The 14,618-nt window shown below is 59.8% G+C and carries 18 protein-coding genes; 9 read left to right on the top strand and 9 right to left on the bottom strand.

All coding sequences use genetic code 11. The annotated features are described in order from the left end of the window. Positions 1 to 9: 9 nt before the first annotated feature. The 7 genes from ACOQOY_RS10445 to ACOQOY_RS10415 form a co-directional block, all read right to left on the bottom strand. Positions 10 to 396 (bottom strand): hypothetical protein, encoded by a 387-nt coding sequence (locus ACOQOY_RS10445; RefSeq protein WP_420585365.1) that lies wholly within the window; start codon positions 394 to 396, stop codon positions 10 to 12. Then, on the bottom strand, positions 393 to 1,481 hold the full coding sequence (gene flhB / locus ACOQOY_RS10440) for a flagellar type III secretion system protein FlhB (RefSeq protein WP_420585364.1): 1,089 nt from the start codon (positions 1,479 to 1,481) through the stop codon (positions 393 to 395). Before flhB ends, ACOQOY_RS10445 begins: the two co-directional genes overlap by 4 nt. Continuing rightward, the gene (locus tag ACOQOY_RS10435) at positions 1,478 to 2,251 is read right to left on the bottom strand and encodes a flagellar biosynthetic protein FliR (protein ID WP_420585363.1); all 774 of its coding nucleotides are present in this window, start codon (positions 2,249 to 2,251) and stop codon (positions 1,478 to 1,480) included. The genes flhB and ACOQOY_RS10435 overlap by 4 nt, the downstream gene beginning before the upstream one ends. Next, positions 2,248 to 4,335 carry a flagellar biosynthesis protein FlhA gene (flhA, locus tag ACOQOY_RS10430; RefSeq protein ID WP_420585362.1) on the bottom strand — a complete coding sequence of 696 codons (2,088 nt, stop codon included), beginning with the start codon at positions 4,333 to 4,335 and terminating at the stop codon, positions 2,248 to 2,250. Before flhA ends, ACOQOY_RS10435 begins: the two co-directional genes overlap by 4 nt. A gap of 9 nt (positions 4,336 to 4,344) precedes the next feature. Beyond that, a complete protein-coding gene (locus ACOQOY_RS10425; RefSeq protein WP_420585361.1) occupies positions 4,345 to 5,040 on the bottom strand; it encodes a lytic transglycosylase domain-containing protein in 696 nt (231 codons plus the stop codon). A 73-nt stretch (positions 5,041 to 5,113) separates the two neighbouring features. Beyond that, entirely contained in the window at positions 5,114 to 5,542 is a 429-nt protein-coding gene (locus ACOQOY_RS10420; RefSeq protein ID WP_420585360.1) for an Lrp/AsnC family transcriptional regulator, read from the bottom strand. 36 nt (positions 5,543 to 5,578) lie between these two features. Then, positions 5,579 to 6,808: an MFS transporter gene (locus ACOQOY_RS10415; protein ID WP_420587234.1), complete on the bottom strand. Its 1,230-nt coding sequence runs from the start codon at positions 6,806 to 6,808 to the stop codon at positions 5,579 to 5,581. Positions 6,809 to 7,006: 198 nt separating this feature from the next. Here ACOQOY_RS10415 and ACOQOY_RS10410 point away from each other — a divergent pair, with 198 nt between their 5' ends. The 7 genes from ACOQOY_RS10410 to ACOQOY_RS10380 all read left to right on the top strand — a co-directional run bounded on the left by ACOQOY_RS10410 (position 7,007) and on the right by ACOQOY_RS10380 (position 11,790). Further along, positions 7,007 to 7,621, top strand: coding sequence for a ribonuclease D (locus ACOQOY_RS10410; RefSeq protein WP_420585359.1), 615 nt, complete (start codon positions 7,007 to 7,009; stop codon positions 7,619 to 7,621). Beyond that, entirely contained in the window at positions 7,618 to 8,580 is a 963-nt protein-coding gene (locus ACOQOY_RS10405; protein ID WP_420585358.1) for a KpsF/GutQ family sugar-phosphate isomerase, read from the top strand. The genes ACOQOY_RS10410 and ACOQOY_RS10405 overlap by 4 nt, the downstream gene beginning before the upstream one ends. Positions 8,581 to 8,595: 15 nt before the next feature. Beyond that, the gene (gene lptC / locus ACOQOY_RS10400) at positions 8,596 to 9,195 is read left to right on the top strand and encodes an LPS export ABC transporter periplasmic protein LptC (RefSeq protein WP_420585357.1); all 600 of its coding nucleotides are present in this window, start codon (positions 8,596 to 8,598) and stop codon (positions 9,193 to 9,195) included. A gap of 3 nt (positions 9,196 to 9,198) precedes the next feature. After that, on the top strand, positions 9,199 to 9,690 hold the full coding sequence (locus ACOQOY_RS10395) for an LptA/OstA family protein (RefSeq protein ID WP_420585356.1): 492 nt from the start codon (positions 9,199 to 9,201) through the stop codon (positions 9,688 to 9,690). Continuing rightward, positions 9,690 to 10,448 carry an LPS export ABC transporter ATP-binding protein gene (gene lptB, locus ACOQOY_RS10390; RefSeq protein ID WP_420585355.1) on the top strand — a complete coding sequence of 253 codons (759 nt, stop codon included), beginning with the start codon at positions 9,690 to 9,692 and terminating at the stop codon, positions 10,446 to 10,448. The genes ACOQOY_RS10395 and lptB overlap by 1 nt, the downstream gene beginning before the upstream one ends. Before the next feature lie 252 nt (positions 10,449 to 10,700). Continuing rightward, positions 10,701 to 11,264: a ribosome hibernation-promoting factor, HPF/YfiA family gene (hpf, locus tag ACOQOY_RS10385; protein ID WP_420585354.1), complete on the top strand. Its 564-nt coding sequence runs from the start codon at positions 10,701 to 10,703 to the stop codon at positions 11,262 to 11,264. Positions 11,265 to 11,325: 61 nt separating this feature from the next. Beyond that, positions 11,326 to 11,790, top strand: coding sequence for a PTS sugar transporter subunit IIA (locus ACOQOY_RS10380; RefSeq protein WP_420585353.1), 465 nt, complete (start codon positions 11,326 to 11,328; stop codon positions 11,788 to 11,790). 67 nt (positions 11,791 to 11,857) lie between these two features. On the opposite strand, the gene ACOQOY_RS10375 is transcribed toward ACOQOY_RS10380, so the two are convergent. Beyond that, the gene (locus tag ACOQOY_RS10375) at positions 11,858 to 12,373 is read right to left on the bottom strand and encodes a CAP domain-containing protein (RefSeq protein WP_420585352.1); all 516 of its coding nucleotides are present in this window, start codon (positions 12,371 to 12,373) and stop codon (positions 11,858 to 11,860) included. Between the two features lie 169 nt (positions 12,374 to 12,542). On the opposite strand from ACOQOY_RS10375, the gene ACOQOY_RS10370 reads away from it, so the two are divergent. Both ACOQOY_RS10370 and ACOQOY_RS10365 read left to right on the top strand, forming a co-directional pair. After that, positions 12,543 to 13,142, top strand: a complete 600-nt coding sequence (locus ACOQOY_RS10370) for a L,D-transpeptidase (RefSeq protein WP_420585351.1) — start codon at positions 12,543 to 12,545, stop codon at positions 13,140 to 13,142. Positions 13,143 to 13,282: 140 nt separating this feature from the next. Beyond that, positions 13,283 to 13,465 carry a hypothetical protein gene (locus ACOQOY_RS10365; protein ID WP_420585350.1) on the top strand — a complete coding sequence of 61 codons (183 nt, stop codon included), beginning with the start codon at positions 13,283 to 13,285 and terminating at the stop codon, positions 13,463 to 13,465. An 88-nt stretch (positions 13,466 to 13,553) separates the two neighbouring features. On the opposite strand, the gene hemH is transcribed toward ACOQOY_RS10365, so the two are convergent. Further along, positions 13,554 to 14,603 (bottom strand): ferrochelatase, encoded by a 1,050-nt coding sequence (hemH, locus tag ACOQOY_RS10360; protein ID WP_420585349.1) that lies wholly within the window; start codon positions 14,601 to 14,603, stop codon positions 13,554 to 13,556. Positions 14,604 to 14,618 lie beyond the last annotated feature (15 nt).

Here is a 14,618-nt window from a genome sequence, read left to right as displayed (position 1 = left end):
GCGAGGGGGTCAGAACGACGACAGCTTTTTGTTCAGGGCACGTCGTCGCGCATCTTTCTGAGCTGCCGACAAATTGGCGACAGCCTGCTTGCGGCCAAAGGCAGTGCGCAATGCTTGCAGCGCTGCTAACTTCTGCGCCCGAAGCCGCGCCAGTTCCATATTCAGCTGGCGACGTGTGGCCGACTCCCACCCGTTCCACAGCACATCGGTGCCGGTCACGCGATAGCCTTCCGCAGCAGCGCAATCCTCTCGCGATTGCCGGACCTGAACGTCGAGTCGTGCCAATTGTTGCTGCACGCGCGCCTCGGCCTCCAGCACAGGGCGCAGGGTGTTGTATTCCTTCTGAAACGCCGCCTCGGTGACGTTTTGCAGATCTGACAAACCGTCCTGTTTCATCTGATCTGCCCTTTCACCTTTTTGCGCATCGCCTCGGCAAACCGGATTGCGGCTGCGACCGGGCGATAATGTTCCTCTGCGATTTCCTGCCCGATTTCGACCGCTGCATGCAGGGCGCGCGCTGTTGGCGGATCGGAATGAATTGGCACACCGGCCTCGATGGCCGAGGCGCGAATGGCGGCGGCCACCTCATCCATGCCCTTGGCCACGCAAACCGGGGCCGATCCGGCCGTTCGGGCCCATTTCAACGCGACTGCGTAGTGGGTCGGATTGACGATCACCACATCCGCCTTTGGCACATCCGACATCATCTGGTTGGTGGCGATATCCTGGGCGCGTTGGCGGCGTTGCTGTTTAACATGCGGATCCCCTTCGGCATCCTTGGTCTCATCCTGGATTTCCTTGCGCGACATGCGGTTCTTGCGCATGTGCTCAGCGTGTTGCCACAGATAGTCCACCACGCCGATCGCCAGAGCGACCGCAATGACGATGAACAGAAAGCGAAACAGGAAATTCATCATCAACATGACCGAAGACCGCGCGGGCGCGGCGCTGGCCGAAACGATCTCATTCAGGTTGGCCTTGAGAAACAGCGCCAGACAGGTGCCGTAGATCATCAGTTTCACAAAGCTTTTTGCGAATTCGAACAGGCCGCCGCGTCCAAACTTGTTCTTGGCGTTCGAGATCAGCGAGATGCGGGACAGTTTCGGTTTCAGCTTGGTAGGTGCAAAGATCAGCGCGCGCTGGGCAATCAGGCTGAGCAACACGGCCGAGGCGGGCAGGGCGAACAGGATCGTGACTGATAGCAGCGCGGATTTCACCATCCCCCCGACCGGGCTGGCAGCGGGGCCATCGGTTAACAAAGGGGCAATCCCGTCGACCTGGTCGATCAGCACAACAAACAGGCTGCCCATGTTTTGAACGCTGAACTGCCCGGCCATAAACAATGCAATCAGAAATCCGGTGTAAGCCGCGACGACGGACAGATCGTTGGATTTTGCGACCTCACCCTTTTCACGCGCTTTTTGCAGTTTTTGCGGTGTCGGTTCGTAGGACTTGTCGCTGTCGTCGTCGGACCCGCTCATCTTGGGTCCTCAAGCGGGTTGAGCATGAAAGAAAACATGGTATCCGACCAGACCGACAGGATCAGGGGCGCACCTGCGAACAGAAGGAACAGGCCAGCGAAAGTGATGGCCGGAGCGCCGACAAACGCCACCATCAGCTGCGGCATCGCGCGGTTGATAACCCCAAGCGCAAGGTTGTAAATCAGTGAGGCGATAACGAATGGCATGGCCAACGCAAACGCCAACCCAAAGCTACGCGCGACCTGCTGAACGCCCCAATGTGACAGATCGGGGGCCAGCGGAGCAGACCCCATCGGAAACAATGTGTAGCTGTGGATCAGAAACTGAGCGACCCGGATATGCAGGCCCATCAAAACGGCCAAGGTCAGCCCGGCCAGGGTCAGCAGATAGCCCATTGCAGGAACGGGGTCAGCCGCCGCCGGGCCCAGAATTTGCGAAAGCGATGTCGCCTGCGCGGCAATCGACCCGGCGGTTTGTAGAGCCAGCACAAACAGCCGCAGCGCCATGCCCAGTGCCACCCCAACCAGCACCTCAGTCAGAACCATCTGCACCATCGGCAGCCAACCGGGTTGGGCAACCGGAGCTGGAATTGCCGGTGTGACGATCAGCGTAAACGCGGCGGCAATCCCGAACTTGACCCGTGTCGGGATGCTCCGTTCTCCAAAGGCGGGGAGAAGTGAAACCATGGCCGAGGCGCGCAGAAACACCGCGAACAGATGCCAAAGGCCTTCGCCCAACTGGGGCAAAAGCTCGGGCGGCAAGGCGATCACGCGGGCACCGTTCCGACCAGCGCCGGGCGCGCCTCAAGCCCGATTTCCTCAAAGGATAGCACCGGGTTGGCGATACCGCGGGCGTGCATGATAGTGCGCAGCAACCGACGTCGCCGTGTCGTTGTCACTACGGCCGGAAACAGCCCGTGATCGGCGGATTGCGCCACGCTGTCGGTCACCCCGTCAGCCAGCTTGTTGAACAGGTTCGGCGGCAACGCCACGTCCAGCCCGGATGCGGGCGCGTCGATCTGATAGGTGACGAACGTATCCTCCCATTCCGGGGCCAGTTGGATCAGCGGAATCGAGCCATCCTCGCGTTTCAACTCGGCGACCAGCTGAAAGCCCAGCCGTTGCCTGACCAGTTCGCAGATGCCTTCGGGCTGGGTTGTGGTCAGCCGTGCCTCGGCCACGCTTTCAAGGATCAGCGCCATGTTGCGGATCGAGACACGCTCGTCCAGCAGCAGCCGCAGCACCGCGTGCAATGTGTCGATTGGCACCTTGTCGGGGATCAACTCGTCCAGCAGCTTGCGGTTGGCCTCGGCGCGGACAGGATCGCTGAGGCGTGTCATTTCGGACAGCAGGCGGCGCAGGGATTTCAGCGTCAGCAGGCGCGAGAAGTTCTGTTTGATGATCTCCAGCAGATGCGTCGCCAGAATCTCGGGCGGAGAGACAATGGTGGCCCCGCTCATTGCGGCGGCCTCTTGATCTTTGGGCAGAATCCAGCGGGCCGGGGCGCCGTAGACGGGCTCGGTCACGTCATTGCCCTCGGGCAGCATGTCGCGGTCGTCCTGCACCAGCGCCAGCACCAGATCGGGGTTCAGCTCACCGCGTGCCTGTTCGACACCCTGCACTTTGACCACATAGGTGCCCATCGGCAGATCGGCGCGGTCGGTCAGGCGGATGTCGGGCAGGATCAGGCCAAAGGTCGAGGCGACATAGGTCCGCATATTGGCAATCCGCGCATCCAGCCCGGTGCCGGGGTTCAGGACCATACTGACCAGATCGGGGGCGAACTCCAGATGCACGTCGTCCAGATCCAGAATGTCGCCGATGGCCTGCGAGACCGGCGTGTCGTCCTGTGGCGTGGGGCTGAGCGCCTCGGCTTGTTCCGCCTGCTGTTTGCGGTGAACGTTGTGAGCCGCAAAGCCCAGCACGCCCGCGCCTAAAATGAATGGCAGGAAGGGCAGGCCGGGGACCAGCGCGAACAGCACCATCAGGATTGCAACCGTTCCCAGCGCGGCCGGATGTTTGCCGAGTTGCGAGAAGATCGCGTTGTCAGTCGCCCCTTGTGTGCCGCCCCGCGCCAGCAGCAGAGCCGAGGCGATGGAGATGATCACCGCCGGAATTTGAGAGACCAGCCCGTCACCGACGGTCAGGATCGCATAGGTCTCAAACGCGGAGGAAATCGGCATCCCATGCACAATCACCCCCATGATCAGGCCCATCACAAGGTTCAGCAACGTGATCAAAAGCCCGGCAACCGCATCGCCCTTTACGAATTTCGAGGCACCGTCGAGTGAGCCGAAGAACGTCGTTTCTTGCTGTTCACGTTCGCGCCGTTCTTTGGCCTGTTGGTGGTCGATGGCCCCGGCAGACATGTCACTGTCGATGGCCAGCTGTTTGCCGGGCATTCCATCCAGAGCAAAGCGCGCGCCGACCTCGGCCATGCGTGCGGCGCCTTTGGTGATGACCATGAAGTTCACGATCAGCAGCACGCCAAACACCACCAGCCCGAGGAAAATACTGCCGCCCATGACGAAGTCGGCGAAGCCTTCGATGACGTCCCCGGCAGCGTTTGGCCCGGTATGGCCCTGACCAATGATCAGCTTGGTGGACGAGACGTTCAGCGACAACCGCAGCATTAGCGAGGCCAGCAGGATCGTCGGGAACGAGGAAAAATCTAAAGGCCGCTCGATAAACAGCGTCAGCGTAAAGATCAGGATCGCCAGCGCGAATGAGGCCGCCAGCCCCACATCCAGCACCCACGCAGGCATCGGCAGGATCATCATCACGATGACCGTCATCAGCGCCAGCGCCAGAAGAACGGTCGGCGAAAACAGGGAACGGGCGTCGATCTTGGGCACGCAGGCCTCCTAGTTGAATGAGATAAAGGCGCTGGCGGTGCCGGTGGACGGAACCAGCGACCCCAGAACGCCGCCGCCGGATTGCGGTTGGCCTACTGGGATCAGGGGGATGGCAGCGGCAGTAAACGGATCTCGCGCCACGTGGTCGGGGGTGTCTGGAAGGGATTGATCCAACTGCGCCAGAACGGTTTGAAACCGCCCTGAATAAGCCTTGGCCAGCGATGGCGTGCGCGAATGATAGGCCCCGACAGCGGCGGGCCACGACCCAAGCTCGGCATAGAGATCGTTTAGGAACTGCGCGGCGTAAGTGGCGTTTTCATCGGGGTCGAACATGGCGTCGATGGACCGGAACGCCTTACCGTGCCAGCGGTAATTGATCTGAAAACAGCCGATATCAAAGCTGCGCTTGCCAGCTTTGAAGATGTTGAAGACGTAGGTTTTGGCCTCGTATTCAGAGGTGAACCAAAACCCTTGCCCTTCGACATTGATGGTCCAGGGCCATGGTTCCAGCAGCCCGTCCCGGACGCGCCCGGTTTCCACCCGTGCAATCGCGCGCATCACGTCCAGCGGCACGCCTTCGGACAGGGCCGCGCGGCGGGCGGCGTTATCACAGAGTCCGGCGACACGCGCGTCAGACATGGCAAAGCCCTGTTGCGCCACAAACAGCGCAAGGAAACTCAGGCCAAGGAACAAACGATGGGGCATTCTGCCGGTCCGGGATTCTGATCAGTCCCGGCCAAGCTAGGCGCGCTTGGGTTTACAGAGGGTTATCAGCCGCTCAGATTCGATCAATCCGGCGGCCAAAGACGACACTGGTATTGGTGCGCAGGACGCCCGGGATTTTGGCCAGTTCGTCGACCAGAATGTCCAGATCCTCGATCCGGGGGGCCTCGGCTGAAAGCAGCAGGTCAAACTCGCCGTTGATGGACAGGCAGAGTTTCACTTCGGGATAGGCCTCAAGCCGTTTGATGATGCGCGTGGTTTCCTTTTGCTGCACTTCCAGCAGCACGACCACCTGTACGCGCGGGGTATCTTCCGAGTCGTTCAGAACAACCGAGTATCCGGCAATCAAACCGCTTTCTTCCATTCGGCGAATACGCTCATGCACGGTGGTCCGAGCCACGCCCAGTTTTGCTGCGATTTTTGAGGTCGACGCGCGGGCGTTGTGCTGAAGGGCGGAGATGATGCGGCGGTCTAGCTGGTCCATGATGGCTCAAGGTGTAATGCAGAGAGGCCTGCGGGCTCAAGGCGTGTCAGTCGGTTCTTTTGCTGCGATTTTTTGGGGCTTTGGCCAGATCAGCGCGGCGGTCAGCACGCCGGGAATGGCGGCCAGGGTCATCCAACCCAGTGTGGCCGCAGCGCTGGTTGTGGTCATGATCCACCCGGCCAGCGGATACAGGACCAACCAGCAGGCATGAGACAGCGTGAACTGAGCGGCAAATACTGCGGGACGATCCTCGGGGCGGGCCGAACGTGTCAGTAACCTGCCGGATGGTGTCAGGGTGGCGGAATAGCCGAACCCGGCACAGGCCCACAACGCCGCCAACCCGATCAGGGAAACCGGGGCAATCGCGAAGAAACCGCCGGACGCTGCCATAGTGAGGGTGCCAAGGATGGCTCCAAACATCATGACGGAGCGGTCTTTGTACCTGTCCAGCAGACGGGGAAGGACAAAGGCGGCCAGCATCGACCCGCCGCCAAAGCCCGCCAGCGCGATGGCAACGGCGCTTTCGGTCAGGCCCAGATCGGACCGCACGATAACGACCGTATTCACGATGACCATCGCGCTGAGTGCTGCCGCGGTCCAAGTCAGTGCCAGCAACCCGCGCAGACGGGGTGTGCGCAGATACAGCCGAATGCCGCGCGTGGTGCGGTCGTAAACCCCGCCACGCTCGGTCGGTTTGGGTGAGGGCAGGGCGACCGGCACCACCAGCAGTGCCGAGGCGGCAAAACCCAGCGCCGTACCCAGAAACAGACTGTTGAAGCTGACGACCAGCAGCAGGGCGGCGGCCAGCATCGGGCTGAGCAGGCTTTCCAGGTCATAAGCCAGCCGCGACAGAGACAGGGCGCGGGTATAGTCCTGTTCATCGGTGAGAACGTCGGGGATCGTCGCCTGAAAGGCCGGGGTGAACCCGGCCGAGGCTGATTGAAGGACGAAGATCAGAACGTAGACCTGCCAAATCTCGGTTACGAAGGGCAGACAGACGGCAACTGCCGCACGAACCAGATCCAGCACCACCAACATCCGACGGCGGTCAAGCCGCTCGGCAAATGCCGCCGCGATGGGCGCGATGACCACGTAGGCCACCATCTTGATCGTCAGCGCCGTGCCCAGCACCAGCCCGGCTGCGTCTCCGGCCAGATCGTAAGCCAGCAGACCCAGCGCCACAGTCGCCAGACCGGTGCCGGTCAATGCCACAACCTGCGCGGCAAGCAGGTGGCGGTAGGTGCGGTTTCGGAGGATGCTTAGCATCGGCGGTTCAGACCTTTCGACCCGGCGGACATGCCCCGGCGCCTCTTGATGATCGGGCGCAAGCGCTTTGCTCCATATTCCTGCCAACACGCCCGGGGTCAAGAAATCCGCGCATCCGCGCAGCATTCTATGGATGGCGTTGAGTTTACGGACCAAACCTCCTATCTCGGGGGCGATATCGCATAAAGGAAGACCCCCGTGGCGAACCACCTCTATAAAAACGACCTGCCGGACGGGTTGGACATGGGCCCTGTTGTGGCCATTGACTGCGAAACCATGGGGTTGAACCCGCATCGCGACCGTCTCTGTGTGATCCAGATGTCAGGCGGGGACGGCAACAGTCATATCGTGCAGGTTGAGAAAGGGCAGATTGAGGCGCCGAACCTGTGTGCGATGCTGGAAAACCCTGACGTGCTGAAGCTATTCCACTTTGGTCGCTTTGACATTGCCGCTATGTATCATGCCTTTGGCGCGCTGGCTGCGCCGGTCTATTGCACCAAGATCGCCAGCCGTCTGGTGCGCACCTATACGGACCGGCATGGGTTGAAAAACCTGTGTCAGGAGCTGATCGGGGTCGACATCTCGAAACAGCAGCAGATGAGCGATTGGGGCGCTGAGACCCTGACCGACGCACAGCTGGATTACGCGGCCTCGGACGTTTTGTACCTGCACCAATTGCGCGATGCGCTGGACGGTCGGCTGGCCCGCGAAGGCCGCACCGAAATGGCGCAGGCCTGTTTTGACTTCCTGCCGATGCGTGCGAAACTCGACCTCGCAGGCTGGCCCGAAACGGATATTTTTGCGCACTCATGACCGATACCGAAGCATTCCTGAGAACCGCCCGTCAGGTCGTCACAGACGAAGCCCGCGCGTTGGACGTGCTGGCCGAAAGCCTGAATGAGGATTTCGCCGAAGCCGTGCAGCTGATCCTTCAGGCACCGGGCCGCATTATCATCAGCGGTATCGGCAAGTCGGGTCATATCGGCCACAAGATCGCCGCCACGCTGGCCAGCACCGGCACGCCCGCCTATTTCGTGCATCCGGCCGAGGCCAGCCATGGTGATTTGGGCATGGTGTCCAAGGGAGATGTGGTTCTTGCGATTTCCAACTCGGGCGAAGCGCCAGAGCTGGTTAACCTGCTGGCCTTCACCCGCCGCTTTGGCATTCCACTGATCGGCCTGTCCAGCAAACCGGAAAGCACGCTGATGAAACAGGCCGACGTGCATCTGCTGATCCCGTCTCTGGGTGAGGCATGCGGGTTTGGCATGGTGCCTTCAATCTCGACCACGCTGACGCTGGCGATGGGCGATGCGCTGGCGATTGCGCTGATGAAATACCGCGACTTCAAGCCCGAGGATTTCCGTGCTTTCCACCCCGGCGGCAAACTGGGCGCGCAGCTGTCGACGGTGCGCGACCTGATGCACAAAGATCTGCCTCTGGTTCCTGCCGGAACGCCGATGAGCGAGGCGCTGCTGGTGATGAGCCAGAAAAGCTTTGGCGTCGTAGGCGTCACGGACACGGATGGCCGACTTTTGGGCATCGTGACCGATGGTGACTTGCGTCGCAACATGGACGGGCTGCTGAACAAGACCACCGAAGAGGTGATGACCGAAAACCCATTGACCATTGCCCCCAACGCAATGGCGGAAGAGGCGGTTGCGATCATGAACGACCGCAAGATCACCTCGCTGTTTGTGGTCGACCCGGAAACGCAGGGACCGGCGCAGGGACTGCTGCACATCCACGACTGCCTGCGCGTCGGGCTGGGCTAGGCGGAGGGCGGGCCGGTGGACGGACACTCGCGCAGGGTACAGTTCCTCAAGGTGTTGCTGCCGCTGGTCGCCATCCTGATGCTGTCGACCGTATTTCTGCTGTCGCGCAGCATCGAGACAGACGTGACAGTCCCCTTCACCCAGACCGACATAGACGAGCGGCTGGCTGAGCAGGTGGTGACACGCCCCAACTATCGCGGCACCACCCGCAAGGGCGAAGAGGTGCGGATCGAGGCGAAGCGGGCAACGCAGGGCACCGAAGACTCGCGTCCGACCGCGTCCGAATTTTATGGTCAGTTGGGGCTGTCGGGTGGCGGCGTTATCACGCTGGATTCCAATTCCGGCATGATCCGGCCAGACAAGAACACCGCGACCTTTGTGGGTGATGTGATCATCACCTCGACCGATGGCATTGAAATTACAACCGATCTGCTGAACACGGCACTGGATGAAATACGCGGAGACGCGCCCGGTCAGGTCAATGGCACCGGCATTATCGGTAACTTTTCCGCGGGTAGCATGACCTTTGGCACTGAAAAAAAGGACGGACCGGTCCATATTATTTTTACAGACGGCGTGAAGTTGGTATATGAGCCTCAAAAAGCAGAAAGATAACCTGTGTCTTATTTTCGTTTAGCCAGTTTGTGTTGCGCCCTTCTGATCGGCGCCACCTCTGCCATCGGGCAAGAGACACAGGTCGCGTTCGGAGCGGTCAAGGCCGATCCGAGCCTGCCGGTCGAAGTGACCTCGGAAACCCTGAATGTGAACCAAGAGGACGGCTCGGCCGAGTTTCTAGGCAATGTGATCGTCATTCAGGGCGAAATGCGCCTGAGCGCAGAGCGGGTTCTGGTGATCTATAACGCGGACCGCTCTGGGATCGAGCGGATGGAGGCGACGCAGGATGTGGTTCTGGTCAGCCCGCCTGATGCGGCCGAGGGTGACTGGGCTGAATACACCATCGACTCGGGCGTTATTGTCATGAAGGGCAATGTGTTGCTGACCCAGGGACCCAGCACCATCAGCGGCGATCAGATGAACGCCAACCTGACCACCGGCACGGCGACGATGACTGGTAATGTCAAAACCATCCTCCAGCCGGGGGGCAATTGATGGCGCGTCCCGAACTGACCGTGGCTGAGGGAACGTCTGGTCTCAGAATCGAAAAGCTGCGGAAATCCTACCGTAAGAAAACGGTAATCCGGGACGTCTCGATGACGCTCGACCGCTCCGAGGTTGTGGCGCTGCTGGGGCCGAACGGGTCGGGCAAGACCACCACGTTTTATTCCGTGGCGGGGCTGGTGTTCCCCGAGGCGGGCAAAGTCACGATTGACGGTCAGACCGTCACCACCTTGCCGATGTATCGCCGTGCGCGGCTTGGCATTGGGTACCTTCCGCAGGAGATGTCGATCTTTCGCGGCATGAGTGTCGAGGACAACATCGCCTCGGTTCTGGATATCACCGTCCAGCACGCCCATCGCCGCAAAGAACGGCTGGAAGAACTGCTGTCAGATTTCTCGATCGAGCACCTGCGCCGCGCGCCTGCGCTGGCCTTGTCGGGGGGCGAACGCCGCCGGGTTGAGATTGCGCGTTGCCTGGCCGCTGATCCGAAATATCTGCTTTTGGATGAACCCTTTGCGGGCGTCGACCCAATCAGCGTCGGCGATATCCGCCACCTTGTGGCCGATCTGAAAAAACGTGGTATCGGCGTTCTGATCACCGACCACAACGTGCGTGAAACGCTGGAAATTGTCGACCGCGCCTATATCCTGCATGACGGTCAGGTTCTGATGTCCGGCACCCCGGACGAGGTGGTCGAAAACGAAAACGTCCGCCGCGTCTATCTGGGCGAAAACTTCCGCATTTCATAAGCTTAGGCAGGAATGCGCCGAGCGCATGCCGGAAATCACGTATATACACGCCTGTTTTGATTGACTCTTCCGCCGCCTCTTGTCTCAATTGGGGCATGGCATTTCTTCGGTTCCAGTCTGGATCTCGATATCCCTTCCCGGAAGGGCCAGATCAGCGGCAACCGCAGAATATGCCGCGACCCCCCACCCGATAAAAAGAAGTTCGCTGCATTTCGCGGCGTCAGAATGGGTGTGAATTGTGAAGGAGATCACATGCGTTACCAAATCAGCGGAAAACAGATCGACATCGGTGCAGCACTTCAGACGCACGTGCAGACCGAGCTCGGCGATGTTGTGGGCAAATACGCCCAGCGTCCGACCGATGCCAATGTCGTCTTTTCCCGTTCTGCGCATGAATATGTATGCGAAACCACTGTGCATCTTTCCACCGGCCTGACGGCGCAGGCCAAAGCGCATGCCACAGAGATTTACGCGGCTTTTGAGGCCTGCTGCGATAAGATGGAAACCCAATTGCGCCGCTACAAGCGCCGTCTCAAGGACCACCATAAGGATCGGGCCGAGCCGGTTGAACTCTTCGGGGCTTCCTCATATATCCTCGCTTCTGACGAATCAGACTCGGCTGACGAACCCGATTCTCTGCAGCCGATGATCGTGGCTGAGATGGAGACCAAGATCCCATCTTTGAGTGTTGGTGAAGCCGTTATGCAGATGGAACTGGCCGGTGCTCCGGTGCTGGTGTTCCGGAATGAAAACAAAGACGGATTGAATGTCGTGTATCGCCGGGAAGACGGCAATATCGGCTGGATTGATCCGTAACAGGCAAGAATAGCAAAGGCGCACCCCTGACCCGTCAGGGGTCGCGCTGTGGAGCGTAACTATGGAGCTTTCGAGCATACTCAAGCCCGAAGCGGTTCGCGTACTGTCCGCCGCATCCAGCAAGAAGCGGCTGTTTCAAGAAATCGCGGACGTGTCCGAGGTGGCGTTGGGCCTTGATGCCCAGATCGTTGTGGACGGGCTGTTGGAACGGGAAAGCCTTGGACCCACCGGCGTGGGCCATGGCGTGGCCCTGCCGCATGCCCGTATGGGTGAGCTTGAGGCCGTTTCAGGTGTGTTCGTCATGCTGGAAAAGCCGATTGATTTCGGATCGGTCGACCGCCAGCCCGTCGATATCGCGTTTGCGCTGTTTGCCCCGGAAGAGGCGGGCGTGGATCACCTGAAAGCGCTGGCTTTGGTATCGCGGACTCTGCGGGACACATCGGTTTGTGCCAAGCTGCGGGCCAACCCTGATCCGGTTAAACTCTATGCTATCCTGACCGAAGCGCAGTCGATGGCGGCTGCCTGAGGGTCCTAAGAGGCCAAAAACAAAAGCCCCCTGACGGGGGCTTTTTTGTGCGCGGCTGAGATACGGTTTAGCCGCCGGTTCCCATTTCAAGCGTCCACCAGATTTTACCGCCGGATTCCTGATGCCAGGCAAAGCCCATCTGGCTGGCCTTGGCGTCCAAAATAACCGAGCGCGGGCCGGGTTCCTGCATCCAGGCGGCCAGGGTTTCGGTCTCGGTCTCGTAAGTCTCCGAGATCGCCTCCCCCAGGAAGGTGCCGAAATACCCCACGCGCTGAGCCCGTTCGATGGGCGACGACCCGTCCGAGCCAAAGTGCCATGGGCGGTTCTGACGTGCCATATCCTTGGAATGCGTCGCCGCCGCAGCGTTCAGTTGCGCGTTCAGCTGCACCGGCTGCAAACCCTGCGCCTGCCGCAGTGCGTTCACCGAATCAAGCATGCGGAACTGAAGTTTTTCCGGATTGCCCCGGATTTTGTAAACCGTCGGCAGGGGTCTGCCATCGGCTCCGATTGTCGGAGAGCTGGTGGGTGTGCATGCGGCCAGCGCGACAAAGCAGGCAAACAGTAAAGAAATAATACGCGTCATGATCGACCTGATGATTGTGTTAATCTACGGCATAGCGCGACAGAGAGGCATGGGCAAACGCGCAGTGCCCGCGTTCCGCGTGATTCTGCCGGTTTGATTTGCGACTGAAGCATTCTGGCCATAGAATACGTCAGATTTTCAGATTGGCCTTAGAAAAGGACCACCCGTCATGGTCAAGAAACACATTCATGCGTCCACCCGCAGGGGATTCCTGGCCGGAGCGTCAGCTCTGCTGGCCTCGCCTGCCATCGCTCAGTACATCCCGGGGGACCCGCTGCGCCCCGCGCCCGAGCCGGAACCGCAGGTGCGTCGCAATATCTCGGGGTTCCGGGCGCTGGATTGGCAGCCATATTTCTCGAACACCAATAATGGGGCCATTCTGGTCGATACCGTCTCACGCGCCCTGCATTACTGGTCGGACGATCAAACCGTCTATAAACTCTATCCATCATCTGTTCCCCTGACCGAGGAACTGACCCGCCGTGGCCGCACCAGCGTGATCCGCAAAGTCGAAGGACCAAGCTGGTCACCAACGCCGTCGATGAAAAAGCGTAATCCCGAATGGCCGGATTACATCCCGCCGGGGCCGGATAACCCGTTGGGAACACACGCTTTGTATCTGAGCTGGAAATACTACCGCATCCACGGAACGCATGACACGCGCAAAATCGGGCGCCGTTCGTCGAATGGTTGTATTGGTCTGTTCAACGAGGATATTGCGGAATTGTTTTCGATGGCGAAGGTCGGCACGCAAGTGTTGCTAATTTGACGACATTTTCGCGCACGAACCCGCTTGCGGCGCAAGTTACAATTGCATTCCAGTCGTATAGCTGATTAGTAAAAACATACGAGGTAAGTCTTGGGTGCGCGGTTTCGCTGTTTGGAACCGTGCAAATTCTGGAGGTTAATATGAAAAAACTCGTTCTCGCCGCTGCACTGACCGCTGCTGCTTCGACCGCTTATGCCGGCAACCTGGAAGAGCCGGTTGTTGAAGCACCGGTTGTTGTTGAGGAAACTCAAGGTTCGTCGTCGGGCATCGTCCTGCCGCTGATCCTGCTGGTCGTAGTTGCCGCAGCTGTTGCCGCAAGCTAATTTGACGAGCGTCATCTAGAGAAAAGGCGGTGGATCGCTCCACCGCCTTTTTTCATGCCTGAATACTGGTCCGATTGATTGCGGCTGCTTAGTCCAGCCAGCCCTTCAGATTGTCTTCGATCACCTTGCCCAACGCCGCGATATGCGAATCGTCGTCGTTCAGGCAGGGAATGTAGGTGAAGGTTTCGCCGCCGGCCTCTTCGAAGCTTTCCTTGATCTCTTCGTTGATCTCTTCCAGCGTCTCGATGCAGTCGGCCGAGAAGGCCGGTGCGATGACGGCGATGTTCTTTTTGCCCTGTTTTGCCAGTTCGGCCACGTGATCGACGGTGTAGGGCTTCAGCCATTCCTCGGGCCCGAATCGAGACTGGAAGGTCGAAACAAGCTGGTCATCCGCCCAGCCCAGCCGTTCCTTCAACAGGCGTGAGGTCTTTGCGCACTGGCAATGATAGGGGTCACCCTGCTGCAAATATCGCTCTGGCATGCCGTGGTATGAGCAGACCAGAATGTCGGGCTTTTTTTCCATTGCTGCATAGGCGCGCTCAACCGATCCGGCCAAGGCGTCGATATAGGCGGGTTCGTCGAAATAGGCGGGTACCGTGCGGCTGGCGGGCTGCCAGGCTTCCTCCATCAGGGCGCGGAAGAATTGGTCGTTGGCCGTGGCGGTCGTGGCACCCGCGTATTGCGGATAGAGCGGGAAGAACAGGATACGGTCGCAGCCTTCTGCCACCATCTCGCGGACTTTGGATTTGGTCGATGGATTGCCGTAACGCATGCAGAAATCGACCAGAACCTGATCGCCATAGCGCGCCTGCATCGCGTCGCGCAGCTTGGCAGTCTGATCCTTGGTGATTGTCATCAGCGGGCTTTCGCCCTTGTCGTGGTTCCAGATCGACTTGTACGCCTCGCCAGAACTGAAAGGGCGTTTGCTGAGGATGATGCCTTGCAGGATCGGTTGCCATTTCCACTTGGGATAGTCGATCACGCGCTGGTCCGACAGAAACTCATTCAGATACCGCCGCATCGGCCAATAGGAATAGTCGTCCGGCGTGCCGAGATTGGCCAGCAGAATGCCGACGCGGCCCATTTTGACCTTCGGGTGGTCGGTGGGGGCGTGGTCGGGGCGAGTGGCGTCAAACATGGCGAGCTTCCTGAG

It is taken from the genome of Ruegeria sp. (assembly GCF_965221235.1).
Classification (GTDB): domain Bacteria; phylum Pseudomonadota; class Alphaproteobacteria; order Rhodobacterales; family Rhodobacteraceae; genus Ruegeria.
Note: the sequence above shows the minus strand (reverse complement) of the source record. Positions and strands in the feature narration are given on the sequence as shown.